Below are 19,281 nucleotides of genomic sequence, written 5' to 3' on the forward strand. Positions count from 1 at the left end.
TTATGAAAAATATCGTATATGCTTTTGTTGTTTTATTGTTATCGGGTTGTTCAAGTAGTTTTTTAGAGATTTATCCAAAAGCTACGCTGAATGAGGGGAACTTCTATCAATCTGAGGTGGAATATGTGCTGTTGGCGAATGGCTGCTATGTGCCCATGCGTGATTATGAAAAGACGAACCACTGGGTTTTGGCTGAATTAATTTCCGATAATGCCAGCTTTCAGAATAATGTGAGAACGGGTGAAGCCACCAGAGGGGTGATAGACCAGTTTATTTTAGTGGGGGATAATATTGCTTATTCTACATTTTGGAATTTTTCGTATAACGGTATTACAAGATCTAATAAGCTGTTGAGCGAATTAGATAGGGAAGGAGTGAATTGGTCTAAATTGTCTATAAAAGACCGTTGCAAGGCTGAAGCCTTATTCTTAAGGTCGCTTTATTATTTCAACCTTGTACGCCAGTTTGGTGGTGTTCCTTTAGTGTTAGAACCTATTTCTTCGCAAGATGCAGTTGCCGTAAAACGCTCTACTGAGGCTCAAGTTTATGAAAGCATTATTAATGACTTGAAAGAAGCCGCCATACTGTTTTCTAATGCCAAAGACGTTGAAGAAGTTGGTCGTGCCAACGAAATGAGTGCATTGGCTTTGTTAGGCAAAGTATATTTAACAACAGGTAAATACACCGAAGCGGAACAGACTTTAAAATCTGTGATTTCTTCTGGTAAGTATACACTTTTGGCCAACTATGCCGATGTTTTTAATCCTTCTAAAAAGGATTTTCAAGAAACTATTTTTTCTATTCAGTATTCTGAAAACAGTGTGGAGTTATCCAACAGATTTATTTTTTGGTTTGCTCCTCATACATCAGGCGGTGCGGTTACTGGGCGTCCTAATATAAATATTGTAGGTGCAGGCTGGAACCAACCCACTCAAGACCTCATAGATGCCTTTGAGCCTGGCGATAAACGTAAAGGTGTTTCCATAGGTTATTGGAATGGCTTAGATTGGGATAACCAAGTGCGTCAAATTCCTTACTGTGCAAAATACAAAGCACCTATTTCTGCACCAGACGACCGCAGTGGAGATAATCTTCCAATACTACGTTATTCTGATGTCTTGTTGATGTATGCCGAAGCTTTGAATGAAATCGGTAAATCTAGCGAAGCTATTTCTTATATAGAGCAAGTTAGAAACAGGGCCGGTTTGACTAATTCTTTAGGAGGATTGTCTAAAGAGGCTATTAAAAGTGTGATTGCAAAAGAGCGTCAAGTAGAGTTTTGCTTTGAAAACCAGAGATGGTATGATCTCAAAAGAACTGGAAAAGCGGTAGAAGTTATGACGGCACACGGTATTCGTGAAAAAGCTAAAAAGACATTTCTCTATCCAGAATCTTACGCTTTGAGCTCAAACAAATTATTAGCTCCAATTCCTGTAAATGAGGTTTCTATTAATAAGTTACAGCAAAACCCTGGTTATTAATACATGAGAATAATAAGAATATTGTTTTTGATACTAATGTACATTAGTGGTCAAGAACTACTTGCTCAAAAGGACACGAAACCCAATGTGTTATACATTCTTGTGGACCAATGGCGGGCTCAAGCGACGGGCTATGCCGGGGATAAAAATGTTTATAGCCCTAATCTAGACCGATTAGCTTCTGAAAGTCTAAATCTGAAAAATGCCGTTTCTGGAACACCTGTTTGTACGCCGCATCGAGCATCTTTAATGACGGGACAATACCCGCTAACTAATGGTGTATTTATGAATGATGTACTGCTGGATACCAATGCCACCACGATAGCCAAAGTGTATAAAAATCAAGGGTATAACACGGGTTTTGTGGGAAAATGGCACTTAGATGGCCACGGTAGAAACACCTATATTCCGCCTACTCGTCAGCAGGGGTTTGCCTATTGGAAAACCCTAGAATGTACGCACGATTATAACAATTCGGCTTATTATGCGGGAGATTCAAACAAAAAACTGTTTTGGAAAGGTTATGATGTCATAGCTCAAACAGAAGATGCCTGTAACTATCTCACAGAACAGGCCAGGGAAGAAGAGCCGTTTTTAATGTTTATTTCTATCGGTAGTCCGCATGATCCTTATCAGACTGCCCCAGAAAAATATCGACAAATGTTTGCGGACAAAGACATCGTTATTAATGAAAATGTACCGCTAGAAAAGCGAGAAAAAGTTAAAAATGACCTACGTGGGTATTATGCTCACATAGCTGCTATTGACGATTGTATTGGTAAAATGTGGCAAACCATTAAAGACTTAGGTATCGATGACAATACGATTATCGTTTTTTCGGCAGATCATGGTGACTTGCTTGGGGCTCATGGTTCGTGGAATAAACAGCAACCTTATGAGGAAAGTATTCGTGTGCCATTCTTGATTCATTATCCAAAATTATTTGGCAAATCAGGCAAAACGTCACCTGCATTGATCAATTCGCCTGATATTATGCCTACGCTTCTAGGTTTGAGTGGAATACCAATTCCAAATACCGTGGAAGGCATTGATTTTTCGAAAGTTTTGACGGGTGAGAAAAAAGATAAAGTAAAACAAACCCTAATTTCATGTGCTCAACCTTTTGGGCAATGGCACAGGAAAATTGGAGGAAAGGAGTTTCGCGGAATCGTAACGCAGCAGTACACATATACCAGAGATTTAGATGGCCCTTGGTTACTCTTTGATAACGAAAAGGATCCTTTACAACTCAATAATTTGATTGATAACCCCAATTATGCAAAACTACAAAAAACGCTTAATGGTGATTTGAACAAAGAATTGGTCAAGAGAAAAGATGCGTTTCTGCCAGGTATGGAGTATGTTAAAAAGTGGAATTATTTGGTAGATGAAACAGAAACGGTGCCTTACAGAAATGTCAATTATGAAGGTAAACCCATAGTTGAGTAAAAACATTCCTCAATTAATTTTTTAATAATAAAGGTCTTTAGAGAAAAAGGTAAACAAAACCATATCTTTTTTTCTAGATGCTTTTTTTGTAGAAGCACAGTGACTATCACTGGAGTAGTAATCGGATAGTGAAGCACAGGTTATTTATTTTTGTTGTTTTCAAATTCCCATTTCTGTAGTCTAGGAAATGTCGTCCCGCCGTATAAGAACATGATCTCAAGTAAGGTTGCCGTACTTTGTTGACACAGATTTGTGAGGCTTAAATTGTTCAAATCTTGGGGTGAATAGTGTCGAAAGAACATATATATTTAACCCGGTTTATGCATTGGAGACGCGTAATGAGTTTTAAAGTGGAATAAATCAGACATTTAATCGAGATTAGCGTAGCAGTTTACCCTGAGCTTTTTGTCGAAGGGTTCTGGTGATTGAGTTTACAAACTGATTCGAAGCAATTTAACTACAGTCCCGATAAAATCGGGAGATTTTCTAATGCATAAAGCAGGTTTAAGACCGCCCTTTTAAGTGGATTAAACTATTCAGCCGGCAGTATTAGGGGATTTACAAAGGGAATTCCTCGGATTCCATAAACATTATTGGTGTAGACATTTCTTGCAATCGACTTTAGTTTAGGAGTACTGGGAGTATTACCGATGTCATGACTTACTAATGTTTGGAACATTACAGAAATCCAAACGATAATAACACTAATTTTATCGCCGAACCGACGGACTTTCCGTCTAGACTCAAATATTTATTTATTTAATTCGAAAATTGTTTTTGATGAGAAATAAAGTTTTGAACCACTGATATGGATTCAAAAATATTTAGTCTAATATTGATGTAAAATCCATAAAATCAACTTCTTAGTTAAGTTTTCTGTTCTGTGTTCACGGTTCTAGATAGTATGAATATCATATTGGTTTGAATCACTAAAAGTCTTCTAATTGGATTAAGCTCTAAATCTATTTTGAAAATATATTGAATTGTATGTGAGGTAAAACAGGAAAAGTTTGTCTTAGAATTAGTCAAAAATAATTAGGAATAATGCTATCAAAAAAGCGAGATAAAATAAGCTTCAATCATGAAATATTGGATCTCTCTGAAAATGTAGAGGAAACCAAGGTTATTTCAGACGAATATTTTATAGAACGAAGTTTTTTGGAATCGCCTCAAAAGGGGTTTGACTTACTTTTTAAGAAGTATTATACCAATTTATGCAACCACACCGTAAGGTTTGTGTATTCCAAAGAGGCTGCTGAAGATATAGTTGCAGAAGTTTTTGCAAATTTTTGGCAAAATAGTGTCTATAAAAACATCTCGACATCTTACCGTTCCTATTTGTATTCATCGATTAGATTTCGTGCATATAACACTATAAAATTCGAAATTAATCGTAAATCAAATTTTAAAGACAACTTACACTCCGAGGACTCATTGGTTCTTCAACCGGACGAAATTCTTCATTTTGATGAGTTAACAAAGAAATTAGATTTCGCAATTCAAAATCTTCCTCAACAAGCGAGAAAAGCATTTCAATTAAACAGACTTGAAGGGAAAAAGTATGCCGAGGTAGCGGCGGAGTTGCAGATTACTTTAAGTGCCGTGGAGAAGTTGATAAGCCGAGCATTATCAACAATTCGAAAAGAGCTCAGATCCGAATGGCTTCTCAGTGCTACTTTGTTTTTCATTTTAAGCTAAAAACTATACATAACTTCAAAAAAAGATGAACTCATCTCAAGCAAAAAAAATACTATTCGACTACTTTGATGGGAAGCATTCTACTATTCAATATAAAATGATAGAAGAATGGCTAAAGGATAACGGAAACAAGGAACTATACTATCAGTTTCTAAATCAATGGGAATCTGAACATCCTCAATATACATTCAATCCAGAAAATGGTAGAGTTAGAATAAAGGAAAAAATAGCATCTTCAAATGTTACGAAGGGAAGTGTAGTTGTCAAGCAAAAAAAGTGGAGAATTAGTGTTAATTATTACTGGTTTTCCGCGGCTTCTGTTGTGTTTATTTTAAGCCTGATAGGTTTTAACTATTTACCAAAAAACAATAATAATTCGTACGATAAACTGGTGAAGCAGACTAAAATGGTGGCAGGGGAAACTTATGAAAAAATTAATTTATCCCAAGAGCCTTTACTGGTGAGCTTACCAGATAATAGTACTGTTTTGCTCCAACCCAATGGTAAAATTAGCTATTCGCCAAAAGAATATAATTTGATTAAAAGAGAAGTGATTCTTTCGGGAGAAGCCTTTTTTGAAGTTCAGAAAAATGCAAATGTACCTTTCGTTGTCTATTCTAATGAAATGATTACAAAAGTATTAGGTACAAGTTTTACCATAATAGCACAGCCAAAATCAGAAGAGACACAGGTGATTGTAAAAACGGGAAAAGTGGCTGTTTTTATGCAAAATGATGTTGATAAAGAAGAAAAGTTAAATGGAAATAATTTGACAGGTATGGTTTTAAGTGCCAATGAAAAGGTTTCCATAAATCGAAATGACTATAAAATTGGACAACCATTAAAAGTTGAGCCTTCAGAACTTTTAATGCCAATTCAAAAGCTCGGTTTTGATTTTGATGACAAACCAGCACCCGAGATTTTCAATATTTTAGAAAACGCATATAATGTGCAGATCATCTACGATAAAGAAAAGCTTTCACACTGCAAGCTCACTGCCTATTTATCGGACGAGCCATTGCTTGAAAAAATAAAGTTGATTTGCCTAGCACTAGAAGCCACTTATGAAAAAGTGGACAATCAAATTATCATAAACTCAAACGGATGTAAATAAACCAAAGAGCAAGCAGCTCAAATGAAATTTATATATAATACTCAATTTTTTGTAACTCTTAATACCTAAACGAATTAATCTCTTACCATTATGAAAATAAAACGACTACATTATCAGAAGGATAGGTCTAACCTCTTGCAGTTTTTTTTATCCTTTTTATTTATTTCAATAACTTTTGCAGGGGTCACATTTGCAAAAGATGGCAATGCTCAAGAAATTCTCGACAAACAAATTAGCCTAAATGTCGCTGAGCAACCTTTTAAGAAAGTTTTGAACGAGATTGAAAAATCTGCAGGCATAAAGTTCATTTATAGTTCCAGTTTAATTAAGGCAGATCGTAGAGTAAGTTTAAAGGTAGCAAACTCAAAATTGAGTGATGTTTTAAAAAACTTACTAAACCCACTTCAATTGGAGTATAAGGTTTTAGGGAATCAAATAGTATTAAAAAGAGTTGAAAACAAAATTGGCTCTATCGATCATGAAAACACTCAAATTACAACTCCAATTATATTGGAAAAACGGATAGGAGGGAACGTAAAGGATGATCAAGGAGAGACTATTGTAGGAGCCAGTGTAACCATAAAAGGTACTTATTTAGGTACTACTACTGACGTAAATGGTAATTTTTCTTTAAATGTTCCAAATGATAAAAATGTTATAGTTTTTAGCTTTGTAGGCTATGAATCTCAAGATGTTTCTATTGGGAATCAAACTAACTTCAACATCATCCTAAAGTCTGATATGAGCCTGTTGGAAGAAGTCGTGGTGGTTGGCTATGGCGAACAAAGAAAGAGCGACTTAACTGGAGCGGTTGCCTCTATTCAAACAAAAGATATCATTAGAGCCAATCCAACCCTTGCAGCTAAAGCCATTCAAGGTCAAATTGCGGGTGTTACTGTTACCAAGTCTGACAACCGCCCTGGTAGTGGTTATAATATCACGATTAGAGGAGAGAATACCATTAATAATTCTACAGCTCCCTTAGTCGTAATTGACGGACTGATGGGTGGAGATATGAATAATCTTAATCCTAACGACATTCAATCAATGGATGTATTAAAAGATGCTTCATCTACAGCTATTTATGGTGCAAGAGGAGCAAATGGTGTCATTATTATCACCACAAAAAAAGGTATTTCTGGTAAGCCACGAGTAAGTTATGACTCTTATGTTGGCGTTAAATCTCCTGCTCACTTACCAGAATTGATGGATGCACAGCAATTTTATAAATTGGCATATACCGATAGAGTTTTAGAGGGTGTTGTTGGGGCAACTTTTACGGCTTCCGAATTGGATATTATAAACAACAATAAATCTACTGACTGGGTAGATTTAGTGACAAATCCAGCTACGCAAACAAGCCAAAATATAAGTGTTTCTGGCGGAACTGAAAAAACTACCTATCGATTTTCTGGTGGTTTCCTACGAGAAGATGGTAATGTATTAAGTACAGATTATAAGCGGTATAATTTAAATGCTGGCCTTGACAGTAAATTGGGAGAACATTTTAAAGTAGGATTTACCTCATATGTAACTTATTCAGACCAAAATTTAGGTTCTCAGGAATCGCTAAGAGGTGCTTATAGAGCCCGACCAACGGGTGTTCCGTATTATGCTGATATCGCAAATCCATCAGAAAATGCTGATTTGAATGTCAATGGTGTAGCCGTTTGGATGGGTATAAATGATAAACAAGTGCCCAACCCATTATTAGATACTGACCCAGAGCATTCAAAATTGCAGTCGACTACTGCAAATATAATGAGCAACGCATATGTAGAATATTCGCCGATTAAAGGATTAAGTTTTAGATCATCTTTATCGGCTACGTATGGTACTACAAGAGCAGGTGACCTTAGAGGGCAATGGTCAAAATCTCAAATTGGAAAACTCCCAAGAGTTCAATTTGATAACCGTACTATTGGAAGCTATACCCTTGATAATATTGTAAACTATAATAAGGATTTGGGTAAGCATAAAATTGGTATAACAGGATTACAAAGTGCTTTTTATCAAAGAAATGAAACTTATACTATTTCTGCCAAAGACCTCCCATATAGCTCAGATTGGTATGCTTTGAATACTGGAACAATCACAAATTTCGGAAGTAGCCTTGTAGAGCGTTCAATTTCCTCTTATATGGGTAGATTGAATTACTCTTATGCAGATAAATATTTATTAACTGTGACTGGACGTTCCGATGGGGCTTCTCAATTAGCTGCTGGAAACAAATGGGCATTCTTCCCATCCGTGGCATTGGCATGGCGATTGATTGATGAATCATTCTTTGAAAGTGTTAACATGCTCTCTAACTTAAAGTTAAGAGTTAGCTACGGTCAAGTGGGTAACTCAGGTGTAGCACCTTATAGCACTCAGGCGGGTCTTTTGAATACGGCTTATGATTTTGACGGTTCTGCAGCTTATGGTTTTGCTCCATCTAATTTGGCGAATAAGGATCTGCGTTGGGAAAGAAGTAAAGAATTAAATTTTGGTTTGGATTTCGGTGTTTACAGAAACAGAATTTCAGGATCTATAGAAGTGTATGACAGAAAAACAGTTGACTTGATCTTAAATCAGAAGATTCCAACAGCATCAGGTTTTTCTCAAGTGACTTCAAATGTTGGTAAAATTCAAAACAAAGGGGTAGAAATTTTATTAAACACAGTGAATGTGGCCAAAAGTAATTTTACTTGGAACACTACTTTAACTTTCACTAAAAACAATAATAAGTTACTCGAATTATATGGCGATGGCCAGTTGGTTGATAAAGGAAATAAACTATTTGTTGGATATCCAATTAGAGCAAATTTTGATTACGAGTTTGACGGAATCTGGCAAACTTCAGAAAAAGAGGCAGCCCTTGTATACAAACAAGTGCCGGGTTCAGTAAAGGTGGTAGATCAAAACAACGATGGTCTGATTTCAACTACTGAGGGTATTGACGATAGAGTATATCTGGGCACACAACTCCCTAATTACCTAATGGGTATGACCAATAGATTCAAATATAAAAACTTTGATTTTTCGTTTTTTGCCTATTACAGAAATGGCACTCAGTATAAGAACAATACGCTCGCAGGAACTTTTGGAGAATTAGGGACACGATATAACAGTCTTGCTTCATTAGATTATTGGAGGAGCGATAACCCTTCGAATACCTATTATGGTGCAACAGTAGCAAATCCATATCGTGCGGCGATTCAATACGAAGATGCTAGTTTTCTTAGAATTTCAGACATTACCTTAGGTTATACCCTGCCAATAGGATTTATGGAAAAAATGAAACTTTCTAATGGTCGCATTTATGCACAAGCTATCAATCCGATAATCATGTCGAAATTCACTGGATTTGATCCGGAGTTTAACTCAGCAATTTATCAGGATGATGTTCCATCTATGACAATGAGTATTGGCGTAAACGTAAGTTTTTAATTTTTAAAATTTAATAAAATGAAATCAATAATATTCAAACGATATAGTCTTTGGCTTGTAACAATTTTATTTGTTACATTATCAAGCTGTAAGGAAGAATTCTTAGATGAAATTCCTAAGTCAACTTTAACCACCGATATTTATTACAACACAGAGGCTGGTTTTGAAGATTTGATAAAGTCGTGTTATCCGATCTTAAGAAACTTGCATCAAGGCAGTGGTAGATTATTAGCGTTACAAGGAACAGATATTTTCACGTCTGCACTTGGTTGGAATCCATCGGCAGTGACGGGAAAAGAGAACACTCCGAGCTCTTGGGATGTGTATGATAGCCGTTATAATGCTAATAATGGAGATATTCAGGGATTTTGGACGATGATTTATGCAGAAATCGCAAGAACAAATACTGCTATTAGCCGTGCTAGTAATGTCACCACCATGGCAGCAGGATTGAAGGATGCTAGGGTTTCGGAGGCTAAATTTTTGAGAGCTTTATGTTTGTTTTATGCCGTTCAGCAATGGGGCGATATTCCTATGCCACTTGCAGAAGTTACATCTCCAAGCAAAGATTTCCCAAGAGTACCTGCAGCAAACGTGTATAAGCAAATAATTAGCGATTTGTTAGAATGTGAAGCCAAATTGCCTGTTACAGCAACCAATTATGGTAGAGTAACTAAAGGTGCGGCTCAGTTTTTATTAGCAAGAGTCTATTTAACCAGGGGCTGGAACTTTAACAATTCCTTGGGAGGTACAAGTGCGGACTTTGACCTGGCTTTACAATATGCCGATAAGGTGATTGAGAGCTATCCATTGGCGGCCAATTACAGTGATTTATTTCCTAAAAGGTCAAATAATCCTTTAACGCAATACACCGGTGCACAAAATGATAAAAATGCTGAAATCATTTTTGCCGTTCAATATAACGCTGACGTATTAACCAATAAAACAGATGCTGCATTTGTTCAAACTATTGAGGGTGGTAATGATTTGCACTCGAGATTTGGACCAAGTGGAGAAGGGTATCCTGGCACTAAAGGAAGAACACCTGATTACAATCGTAGTTTAGGTATATTTCATGTAACTCCAGCAGGCTATCGCTTTTTTGACCCAGAAAATGATACAAGATATGCCCATAATTTTGTACATGTTGGCTATGCACTTCTGGCTGTTAAAGATTACAAACCACTACCTATTTCTAAACCAGATTTGAGAGTTAGTTATAATGTGGGTGATACTGTGATAGCTTCAAGACCATGGAATAGACCGGCTCTTAAATTAGAAGAGAGAGGCGTAGATTTAGGAGGTAAGAAAAATTATTCTGTAATCAATACGGATGAGTTTGGAGGAGGCTATCCTATTGATAACTCTGGATTACCAATTGCTCCAGCATTAATGTGGAAGTTCTGGCAACCTGGAATTCCTTACGGTGATGGCTATGGTACCTTCAATGAAGCAATTTTCCGTTCGGCAGAGGCTTATTTGATTGCTGCTGAAGCAATCGTAAAAGGTGCAAAAGGTGGTAAACTAGGTACCGCTGATGTTTATTATAATAAAGTGCTTGATCGTGCTTTGGGTGCTAAAAAAGGAACAGAGCCTTTGGCAGCAGCAGCTCCTGGGGATCAAAAATCTTTAAGTACTGCTTCTTATAGAGCAACATTGTCTAATATTTCTGTGGATTTAATTTTAGATGAAAGAGCCAGAGAACTATTTGGTGAATTTAACAGATGGTTTGATTTAAAACGTACTGGTAAATTGGTTGAGCGTGTGAAAAAGTATAATCCTTGGACAAAAGGACAGTCCATTTCTGATGTTCATAACTTAAAACCTATTCCCCAGGGAGAGATAGATTTGTCATTTCCTAAAATGACGCAAAATTCAGGTTATTAAGTCAAGACTAAAAGAGAGGAAGAAGATTCTTCCTCTCTTTTTTTAATTCTTCTTTAAATCTATAAACTAACCTTGTTTAATTAATCAGGAAGTGCTCCTGATCAATTAAAAATTTAGGTACCCTAGCTGAAAATATAACGTGAAAAAATATCCTATTATAGTGATACTGGCTATGCTTTGTAGCAATATCACCACGCATGCTCAATGGAAAAACCTGTTCAATGGTACAGATTTAAAAGGTTTTGTAAAGCGAAATGGCACTGCCGATTATAAAGTAATAGACCACACAATAGTTGGAATTTCCCAATTGAATACCCCGAATTCATTTTTATGTACCGAAGCAGAATACGGTGATTTTGTATTAGAACTAGAGGTCAAAATAGAAAGGGGTCTCAATTCTGGTATTCAAATTAGAAGCATAAGCGACCCAAATGTGATGGCTGGAAAAGTACATGGCTATCAGGTTGAGATTGAATCTGGCGATAGAGCGTGGAGTGGTGGTATCTTTGACGAAGGGCGTACGGGATGGCTATACCCATTATCCATTAATCAAAAAGGACGACAAGCATTCAAGAAAGGAGAATGGAATAAATACCATATAGAAGCCACAGGTCAAAGTATTAAAACTTGGGTAAATGGCGTTCCTTGTGCTAATCTTATAGATCCGCAAACGGCTAGAGGTTTTATTGCATTTCAAGTGCACGCCATTAAGAAACCCGAACAAGTTGGCTTAACTGTACAATGGAAAAACATCAGAATTGCTACCGAAAATCTTGATAAGGTTAGGATAAAAGACGGTGAGCAAGCTCAGGAAGTAAGTTATTTGCATAATCAACTTTCTGAAAATGAGATAAAAAATGGCTGGAAATTACTCTGGGATGGCAAAACTTCTGCCGGTTGGAAAATAGCCAATGGCAATGCTTTTCCGAAGGATGGTTGGAGCATGGAAGATGGCGTTTTGACCGTTTTAGGTTCAAAAAAAGACGCTGTTCGTAAGGGTGGTGATATAGAAACGGTCGAGGAATTTTCAAATTTTGAGCTCGAAATGGATTTCAAAGTGTCCACAGGTGGAAATAGCGGCTTAAAATACTTTGTGGTAGATGACCCAAATAAAAAACCAGGAACGGGTTTAGGCCCTGAATTTCAAATCTTAGATGATAAAGTGCATCCTGATGCCAAAGAAGGTGTAAATGGCAACCGCACCACAGGCTCTCTTTACGACCTTATTACAGCAGAAAATCTATCAGAAAATGATAGCAATAAGCGGATTCACGGGCCAGATAAATGGAACAGATTACGCTTGGTTGTAAAAGATGGTCATGTGGAACATTGGGTCAATAACCTTAAGATGGTGGAGTACGACCGTCATTCACAGATTTTCAGAAACCTGATACTAAAGAGTAAGTACAGTAAATATCCCGATTTTGCTCAAGCACCATCGGGTCATTTATTGCTGCAAGACCACGGCGATGAAGTACACTTTAGAAGTATCAAAATTAGAGCCTTATAATTATTTCTTAAATTGAAATAAAAAAACTTATCAACCTTAAAATGAAAAGAAGAGAATTTGTATCGATAAGCACATTATCATTGGGTATGTTACCAATTTTAGGTTTTGCGAACAGTAGCGACAGAGCAGAAAAAAAACCAAAATGGATAGTTGATTTGATAAAACTCAATGATACAACCATTACCGATTTATTGAAATATCAAATTCTAGATAAAAAATCAAAACACCATGGCGGGCTAAAAGATGGCGAGGATATTCCAAATCCTCATTCTACAAATGCACTCATTTCTCGTGGGATAATTGGTTTTACTAATTTAGAATCATCCTTTTATAAGTCAGCAGATTTAAAGACTAAAATGATTTTGGCAGCAAAATATTTGCGACAAATTCAACATGCCGATGGAACCATCGACCTTTTAAGTACTAACTTTCATTCTACGCCTGATACAGGATTTATCGTAGAAAGGGTTACCACAAGTTGTGAATTATTAAAACAAGCCAACATTAAAGAATCGGACGAGCTATTTGCAGCGTTAAAAGCCTTTTTATTAGCTGCAGGTGAAGCCCTAAGTATCGGTGGTATTCACACGCCAAATCATCGATGGGTAGTCGCAGCCGCTTTAACGAAAATCAATAACCTTTGGCCAAATCCAAAATATATTAATCGTGCTGAACAATGGCTGGCCGAAAATATTGATTTAGATTCTGATGGTCAGTACACCGAAAAAAGTACAGGTGTTTATTCATCGGTTGTCAACAAAGCACTGATAGCCGTTGCCAACGGTCTTAATAAGCCTGAATTGTTAGATTTTGTGCGGAAAAATCTGAAAATGACCATGTATTTTGTTCATCCAAATGGCGAAGTCGTTACCGACGCATCAAACAGACAAGACAAGGGGGGGGTAAGTATATTTGAGAACTACTATTATGCATATCGATTCATGGCCATTTTGGATCAAAATCCTGAATTTGCAGCCATGTGTCAAATGATAGAGAAAAATTATTTTAAAAAAACTATCGGAGATTTAGATCATTTTTTAGAGGAGAAATTTCTTTGGAAAAACCTGCCTGAGGCAAGGCCGTTTGAAACAAGTTATGCCAAGTTGTTCCCTTATTCCAAATTAGCTCGCATTCGACGTGATTCTTGGGATGCAACATTGCTTATCAATAATCCGAACTTTCTGACTTTTCATAAAAACAATGCTATTTTACAAGGAATGCGTATCAATGCTTCCTTCTTTGGCAAAGGTCAATTTCAATCCCCAACTATTTCTCAAGAAGGTGATATATGGGTAATGACTAATAAGTTGGAAGGGCCATATTTTCAACCGGTAAGTAAAGATAAAATTGACCCTAAAGGAGATTGGGGAAATATGCCAAAAAGTATTCGCCGCCAAAGTGAGGTACAATATTTAGAATCTACCATTAGCATCAAAGAAATATCAGGCGGCTTAGAAGTTGAATTTGATCTACACGGGACAGATGGGGTACCTGTTTCCTTGGAATTGATATTCAGAGCTGGCGGTGAATTAACAGGCGTTCAGCAATCTGCAAAAGAGCCAAATGCCTACTTGCTCAGTGAAAAAGAAGCAACATATACGGTTGGAAATGATAGTATAAAATTTGGGCCGGGTAAAATAGAGCATAAAGGCTTGCATTTAAGAGGGGGCTTGCCAGGAGATCCTAGTTCTCCTTCGGTTTATTTGACTGGTTTTACACCATTTAAGCACGTAATCACTTTGAAATAAGCGAAGCTTAAATTTTGATATTTATTGAACAGACTTAAATGAAGAGGGTTTTTTTTTGATTTTACAATGACAGTAAGCCCTCGTCATAAAGGAAGTTTCAGTTTGTATCAGAACCATTTACTTTGACACAGTTACATTTCTTAAATGCGAAAATCGTATGAAAAAAGCCAATTTTATAGTGCTCTATTTTATGCTAATGGTGTCAAATGCCATCGGCCAAAAACGCCCAAATGTTATTTATATCCTTGCCGATGATTTAGGTATCGGCGATGTGTCATGCTATAATCCTAAAGGTAAAATCATGACACCCAATATAGATAAATTGGCTCATGAGGGTGTTCGGTTTACAGATGCTCACACTACGTCATCGGTTTGTACACCCACCCGATATGGCATTATGACTGGCCGATACAATTGGCGAACTACCATGAAAAGGGGCGTTTTACATGGTTATGATACACCTTTGATTGATCCCAAAAGAGAAACCGTGGCCTCATTTATGAAGAAACAGGGCTACGAAACGGGTATTGTAGGTAAATGGCATTTAGGCTGGAATTGGTCGGGCGTCGAAGGTGGTGAAAAAAATGTTGATTTCTCAAAACCGGTGGAAAAAGGCCCCAATAGTCTTGGCTTTAATTACTCCTTTTGCATACCGGCTTCCTTGGATATGCCTCCTTACGCTTATGTTGAAAACGGAAGCTGCACCACTGTTCCAAAAGACACTTGTTTGGCAAGAAATGGGATAGCTCTGTATCGTGCCGGTATAGAAGCACCTGATTTTAAGCCCGAAGAAGTTCTAGGGAAATTTACGGAAAAAGCCCTCAGTTTTATCAATCAAAATGCGAACAAGGAGCAACCATTTTTCTTGTATTTTCCTTTGGCGGCACCTCATACGCCTATTTTGCCTCTTGGTGAGTTTGTAGGAAAAAGCGGTGTTTCACCCTACGGAGACTTTGTGTTAATGGTAGATGATGTGGTAAGACAAGTAGTAGAAATCTTGAAAGCTAAAGGGATATACGAAAATACCCTAATTGTTTTTGCTTCTGATAATGGTTTTGCCCCGGCTGCAAATACTCAGGCTCAACTTGAAAAAGGACATTTCCCATCTATTGATTTCCGCGGCTATAAAACAGATATCTATGAAGGGGGGCATCATGTACCATTTATTGTTTCTGGGGGCTATAGTACTCAAAAGCAAAAAGTCAGCAATCAATTTGTATGCACAACAGATTTATTTAGAACGCTTTCAGAACTCACTAAAACACCACTGAACGACTATACTGCAGAAGATAGTTATAGCTTTTTGTCTGAAATTACAGGCAAAAAAACAAAGTATCCAAAACGTGAGGCCATTATTCATCATTCGTCAAACGGCTTTTTTGCCATACGTAAAGATAATTGGAAATTAATTATGTGTTCACATTCGGGTGGAAATGGGTTTCCCAAAGAAATAAGCGAAGAGGCAAAAGCGATGCCTCCCATTCAGTTGTATGATTTATCAAAAGACATAGCCGAAACTCAAAATGTATATGATAAAAATCCTGCAGTCGTAAAGGAATTGACAGATTTGCTGACAAAATACCTCAAAAATGGACGCAGTACAGTGGGCAAAAATCAAATGAATGATGGGCCTAGTCATTGGAGTCAATTAACTTGGCTGTAGCAATGAATGAATTAAATTGTAAAAAATATCAAAAGATACTAACACTTCTTTTAATCATATTCGGTATCTCAACGTCTCTCTTAGCTCAAAGGCGATTTGAAAGGCCTGCCTTAAAAAAAAGCAATATTGAAGTGCCACATACAAGAACAATTCAATGGTCTGAAAAATCGGCTCTGTCGGATTCCATTATATCAACTTGGGCAAACTTAAACCTTAATCAAGGCGATGAAAAAGTAAAAAATCCGCGAGTTTTGATGGCTAAACTATGGATGAAAAAAGACCTTGAAGAAGTCAATAATACCATCCTAAATACAACAGTAAGGGGCGTCTCAGGAAGCAAATGGAAATTGAATCCAAAGGGAGACTATGATTTTACGGAAACCGTTTTGATTACTATTTTATATCTTTTTGGTGACAAGCCAGATATTCTTTTTCCTGAGACAACGGAATATTTGGTGAATACCTTGCTCATTGATGAAGGCCATAAATTCAGATATTATACGCTTGGTACGCTCAAACTTATACGTGAAACGGAAAATCACATTTTAATGACAGAGGGTTCCAGATATTTGAAAAACAAATGGTTAATGAGCCATGGCAGCCATGACCCGATCTATGACAACACTAAAAATGGCATGGAAAGCAGAATTTTGAAATTCTTGGTTGAAATGCAAATGGCTGGTCTTTATGAATTTAATTCTTTGCCCTATAGTGGTTATACAATTACAGCATTGCTCAATTTGGAAGCCTTTGGGTCAGAAAAAGTTAGAACAGAAGCTCGCAATACGCTTGACTATATGGGCTGGTGTTTTGCTCTTGGAAGCTACCAATACAAGTATTTTCCACCTATGCGACGTAGAATTGATAAGGCTAAATTTAAAGAATTGACTACGGATTATCATTCAATCTTTATGCAAACTTGGATGAGCTTTGGTCCAAACGCAAAAGTTGATTATAACCAAAAAATCAAGAGCGTTCATGCTCTAATGGCTTCAACTATGCCATATCGTCCTACGGACAAGGTTGCCAAAATGCTGCTTGAAAAGGAAAATGGTTATTTCGTAAAACTAGGACATGGAAAAAAATCTTGTCCCGAAATTTACACCGCTGGCAAGCACTTTTTACTTTCAGCAGGAGGGGGCAATCAAGGGAAATATTCACAGATTCTGCCTCGGCCTACCATGCTTTTTTTAGACGACAATGCAAAAATGGTCAATGATGCCTTTCATCTTTTTGGTCCAACAAACGATTTCTACAAATGGAATAATACGGGAGTTTACGAAAACTTTGCTTGTGCGGCAGGGAAAGTTTTTGTTCCAGAAGGTTTTCAACCTATTGTACAAAATGCCATTTGGTCAATTTATGATACTAAAAATCAAGTACAAATAGCCGTTCATTCTTCTCTAAATCTAGGAATTGTGCTAGTTTTTGAAAATGAAAATTCGAAAGAACTTGCTCAAAAACTATTAGACTTAAACCCCAATGCTGAAAATCTGAAAACAAAAATTCATTTACCAAACGGCTCGCAAATAGATTATGACGTACTTGCTCCCAAGGATATGTGGGTTATTAAATCAGTTGACGGAAATGCTGTAAACAGGAATTTTGGGAGATGGGCATTAATCGATGGAGCATTAAAAAATAAAACATTATGAATAAATTACTAATTATTACGCTCTTAGTTTTCACTTTCTTACAACCCGTTCTGGCCCAAAAACAAGAACTGATTTCAAAGCAATATAGCTACAAAACGCTTTCGTCCTATCAAAAATCTTTGCTGGAAGATATGATAGCCTTAGATTATTCCAAAGGTGCTGAAATTACAACATCATTGTCGGATGGTGCAAGCTTGAGAAGTATTACCCGTTTGGCAGAAGCACTTCTTTTTAGAAATCAAAATGATGACACTGAAAATGCGATAACGATTATCAAATGGATTCTGAAATATCAGTATCAGGATGAAAAAAGTCCCTATTATGGCATGTGGCAAACAAACGCCATCAATGATCGATTAGACCAAAATTGGAGGGAATTTATCGGTTGCGATTTGATAGTCATCTACCATCATTACAAAAATATTTTGCCTTCAGAAGTAGTAAAGGACATCGAAGTTGGCTTGGTTCACGCGGCCAAAGGAGCAATGAAAAGGGATGTTACACCGTTTTATAGTAACATTTCCATTATGAGTGCTTTTTTAATGGAATATGTGGGTAATGCTTTTGAAAATGAAGCATTAAGAGTTGCAGGACTTAAAAAAGCGAAAGATATTTTTGCTTTGCATCAATCTCATAACTCTTTTAGTGAGTACAATTCTCCGACTTACTATGGTGTGACGCTCATCGGAATTGCGATGTGGCGAGAGTTGGCTTTTTCTGATGAAATGAAAACGATGGGAAAAACCCTTGAAAAGGCACTTTGGCATGAAACAGCTACGCTTTACAATGCCAATTTACAAAATATTGTCGGTCCGTATTTCAGGGCTTATGGAATGGATATGCAGAAACACAATGCCATCATCGGACTGTGGATTGCGATTGCTTTGGATGATAAAAAACGCTCACCCATTCCAGGGAAAAATGGAGAAAAGAATGGAGAAATGAGTAATCTAGCTACCATTTTCCATCTTGGGCTTTCGGTGTCCAAATCCGATTTAGCAGAATTTAAGTCCTTTTCAAAACCGCGATATGTTTCAAAAATTGTTCCTAGTAACTATATAGGTGATTCACTCAAAAAGGCGACGCATTTTATAGAAAAAGACTGGATGATGGGTGGATTATGGGGCAACAGAAGAAAGTGGGCTCAAATAAAAACAGGTACCATGCATTGGAAAGCTGAAGATGGAAGCATTGGCTGGTTATTGATTCCGGGCAATGGTCAAACTAATGTCCAGGTAAATGAGAAACAAATGGGTGTTTATTTGGCAGACAAAAACACCACAGAAATAGAACTGTTTGTCTATGCTAATAAAATTTCGATGAGCGATTTTTCAGATAAATCTTGGAAACCTTCAGGCATCAGTTTAGGCATTAATACGAGTCTAAAGAGTACTTTTGCCGAAGCCACCAAATCGGAGCTCCTGAAATTATCCGTAGAGAATTCAAAGGAATATCCATTTATTATGCGTGTGGTTTATGAAGTGCCAAGTGATTGGGATCTAGATAAACCTTTATTGGAAATTGTACCTAAGAAACAATAGAAACTGACTTCGAGACAGAGCTGTAGTTGTTTTTTTCCCAAGCATTCCGCATCATGGAGCCATGATTTGTACTCAAGTGTGAATTCCTATATATTATAATAAA

The 19,281-nt window shown here is 37.0% G+C and carries 11 protein-coding genes; all 11 read left to right on the plus strand.

All coding sequences use genetic code 11. The features are described from left to right. Window positions 1–2: 2 nt before the first annotated feature. Window positions 3–1,481 (plus strand): RagB/SusD family nutrient uptake outer membrane protein, encoded by a 1,479-nt coding sequence (locus tag ACSBFT_RS04820; protein WP_489603746.1) that lies wholly within the window; start codon window positions 3–5, stop codon window positions 1,479–1,481. A gap of 3 nt (window positions 1,482–1,484) precedes the next feature. Beyond that, complete coding sequence (locus tag ACSBFT_RS04825) at window positions 1,485–2,930, plus strand: sulfatase family protein (RefSeq protein ID WP_489603747.1); 1,446 nt, start codon at window positions 1,485–1,487, stop codon at window positions 2,928–2,930. Between the two features lie 1,044 nt (window positions 2,931–3,974). Continuing rightward, window positions 3,975–4,628, plus strand: coding sequence for a sigma-70 family RNA polymerase sigma factor (locus ACSBFT_RS04830; RefSeq protein WP_463045376.1), 654 nt, complete (start codon window positions 3,975–3,977; stop codon window positions 4,626–4,628). 25 nt (window positions 4,629–4,653) lie between these two features. Beyond that, window positions 4,654–5,742 (plus strand): FecR family protein, encoded by a 1,089-nt coding sequence (locus ACSBFT_RS04835; RefSeq protein ID WP_489603748.1) that lies wholly within the window; start codon window positions 4,654–4,656, stop codon window positions 5,740–5,742. A gap of 90 nt (window positions 5,743–5,832) precedes the next feature. Next, the gene (locus ACSBFT_RS04840) at window positions 5,833–9,174 is read left to right on the plus strand and encodes a TonB-dependent receptor (RefSeq protein ID WP_489603749.1); all 3,342 of its coding nucleotides are present in this window, start codon (window positions 5,833–5,835) and stop codon (window positions 9,172–9,174) included. An 18-nt stretch (window positions 9,175–9,192) separates the two neighbouring features. Continuing rightward, entirely contained in the window at window positions 9,193–11,061 is a 1,869-nt protein-coding gene (locus ACSBFT_RS04845) for a RagB/SusD family nutrient uptake outer membrane protein (RefSeq protein WP_489603750.1), read from the plus strand. 139 nt (window positions 11,062–11,200) lie between these two features. Beyond that, complete coding sequence (locus tag ACSBFT_RS04850) at window positions 11,201–12,571, plus strand: 3-keto-disaccharide hydrolase (protein WP_489603751.1); 1,371 nt, start codon at window positions 11,201–11,203, stop codon at window positions 12,569–12,571. Between the two features lie 41 nt (window positions 12,572–12,612). After that, entirely contained in the window at window positions 12,613–14,319 is a 1,707-nt protein-coding gene (locus ACSBFT_RS04855) for a hypothetical protein (protein WP_489603752.1), read from the plus strand. A gap of 157 nt (window positions 14,320–14,476) precedes the next feature. Beyond that, window positions 14,477–15,982: a sulfatase family protein gene (locus ACSBFT_RS04860; protein ID WP_489603753.1), complete on the plus strand. Its 1,506-nt coding sequence runs from the start codon at window positions 14,477–14,479 to the stop codon at window positions 15,980–15,982. A gap of 131 nt (window positions 15,983–16,113) precedes the next feature. Continuing rightward, entirely contained in the window at window positions 16,114–17,637 is a 1,524-nt protein-coding gene (locus ACSBFT_RS04865; RefSeq protein ID WP_489603754.1) for a hypothetical protein, read from the plus strand. Then, complete coding sequence (locus ACSBFT_RS04870; RefSeq protein WP_489603755.1) at window positions 17,634–19,178, plus strand: DUF8769 domain-containing protein; 1,545 nt, start codon at window positions 17,634–17,636, stop codon at window positions 19,176–19,178. The genes ACSBFT_RS04865 and ACSBFT_RS04870 overlap by 4 nt, the downstream gene beginning before the upstream one ends. Window positions 19,179–19,281: the final 103 nt, after the last annotated feature.

The organism is Arcticibacterium sp. SM2516 (assembly GCF_057914865.1).

Excerpts from the sequence above, each read along its gene's own strand:
- ACSBFT_RS04840 (WP_489603749.1), top strand. The coding sequence starts at position 5,833 with ATGAAAATAAAACGACTACATTATCAGAAGGATAGGTCTAACCTCTTG.
- ACSBFT_RS04835 (WP_489603748.1), top strand. The coding sequence starts at position 4,654 with ATGAACTCATCTCAAGCAAAAAAAATACTATTCGACTACTTTGATGGG.
- ACSBFT_RS04845 (WP_489603750.1), top strand. The coding sequence starts at position 9,193 with ATGAAATCAATAATATTCAAACGATATAGTCTTTGGCTTGTAACAATT.
- ACSBFT_RS04855 (WP_489603752.1), top strand. The coding sequence starts at position 12,613 with ATGAAAAGAAGAGAATTTGTATCGATAAGCACATTATCATTGGGTATG.
- ACSBFT_RS04870 (WP_489603755.1), top strand. The coding sequence starts at position 17,634 with ATGAATAAATTACTAATTATTACGCTCTTAGTTTTCACTTTCTTACAA.
- ACSBFT_RS04830 (WP_463045376.1), top strand. The coding sequence starts at position 3,975 with ATGCTATCAAAAAAGCGAGATAAAATAAGCTTCAATCATGAAATATTG.
- ACSBFT_RS04860 (WP_489603753.1), top strand. The coding sequence starts at position 14,477 with ATGAAAAAAGCCAATTTTATAGTGCTCTATTTTATGCTAATGGTGTCA.
- ACSBFT_RS04820 (WP_489603746.1), top strand. The coding sequence starts at position 3 with ATGAAAAATATCGTATATGCTTTTGTTGTTTTATTGTTATCGGGTTGT.
- ACSBFT_RS04825 (WP_489603747.1), top strand. The coding sequence starts at position 1,485 with ATGAGAATAATAAGAATATTGTTTTTGATACTAATGTACATTAGTGGT.